Source organism: Arthrobacter nitrophenolicus (genome assembly GCF_000332815.1).
Lineage (GTDB): Bacteria > Actinomycetota > Actinomycetes > Actinomycetales > Micrococcaceae > Arthrobacter > Arthrobacter nitrophenolicus.
The window spans coordinates 1-1474 of the sequence record NZ_AOFD01000119.1 but is presented as its reverse complement, the minus strand read 5'-3'; the positions used below and the strand labels follow the sequence as shown (position 1 = coordinate 1474).

1 pseudogene is annotated in these 1474 nt (G+C 62.1%); it reads right to left on the bottom strand.

Going from position 1 to position 1474, the window contains the following annotated elements:
• Positions 1-39: 39 nt before the first annotated feature.
• Positions 40-1346: pseudogene (locus tag G205_RS20365) on the bottom strand (IS256 family transposase).
• Between the last annotated feature and the right edge of the window lie 128 nt (positions 1347-1474).

Below are 1474 nucleotides of genomic sequence, written 5' to 3'. Positions count from 1 at the left end.
AGGAGCCTGTCAAGTTGTTTGTGTAAGTGAGGTTGAGTCTTATCGGTTGAGGTAGGGTCCGAGTCTGTCGGGGTAGTTCAGGACGAGGACGCCAAGGGCCTCGCTCCATCCTTGCGTGGCGGTTCCTTCGATGAGTTTGTTGACCGTCTTGGAACGGTTCTCCCGGGCCTTGCCTTCGAGCTTGGCGCGGTCGCTGGCGCGTTTGTCTTCGATGTTGCAAATGGCCAGCCAGAGCAGCTTCACGGCCGCCTGATCGTTGGGAAAATGCCCTCGGTTCTTGATGATCTTGCGCAGCTGGTAGTTCAGCGACTCGATCGCGTTCGTGGTGTAGATGATGCGCCGCACCGGCGGCGGAAAGGCCAGAAAAGGGATGAATTTCTCCCAGCCGTTGCGCCAGGTCCGGACAGTCGCAGGATATTTCCTGCCAAGGTCCGAGGCCTCGAACGCGTCCAGGGCGTCCTGCGCGGCCTCGGCCGTCGGTGCGGTGTAAACCGGCCGCAGCGCGGACGCGACCTTCCTGCGGTCCTGATAGCCGATGAAGCGCTCGAGGCCCGGATCAGGTGCACGACGCAGGTCTGGACGGTCGCGGCCGGCCACGTTACGGCTATGGCCTCGGGGAAACCGGTGAGACCGTCACAGCAGACAATCAGCACGTCCTTCACTCCGCGGTTGGCCAGTTCGGCGCAGACCCCCGCCCAGAACTTCGCACCCTCGGTCGCCTCGACCCAGATGCCCAGGACGTGCTTGATGCCCTCCATGTCCACGCCCACGGCGATGTGCGCGGCACGGTTCTGCACCTGGTGGCCGTCCCGGACCTTGATGACGATCGCGTCCAGATACAGGATCGGATACAGCGGCTCCAGAGGCCGCTTCTGCCATTCCATGACCTCATCCAGAACCGCGTCGGTGATCTTGGAGATCGTCTCGTGTGAAAGCTCGGTCCCAAGCGTCGATTCCAGGTGATGGGCAATATCCCGCACCGTCATTCCGCCGGCGTAAAGGCTGATGATCATGTCATCCAGGCCTCCGGTGCGGCGGGCGCCTTTCGGGACCAGTCGCGGGGTGAACGACCCGTCGCGGTCCCTCGGGACGGCCAGATCCACATCCCCGGCGGAAGTCCCAAGCGTCTTCGGGTATGACCCGTTACGGGAGTTGGGCAGGAAGCGGCCGACCGGATCGCCCTTGTCATAGCCCAGATGCCCGGAGAGCTCGGCCTGCAATCCGCGTTCCAGAGAAACCTTGATCAGCTGTTGGATGAAGCCATCCTTGCCATCGAGCTCCAGCTGGCCTGAATCGATCTGCGCCATCAGCTCATCGAACGCACCAGAAGCCTTCAACGCGTCCATGCTGCCGGCCTCGGCGGCACGACGGGCCAGATCCTCCGCGAGCTCTTCACGGGGTTTCGTCATAGCCACAATGATTCTCCAATCATCCAGCGACTACAGCTCTCCTACACAAACAATCTGACACCCCC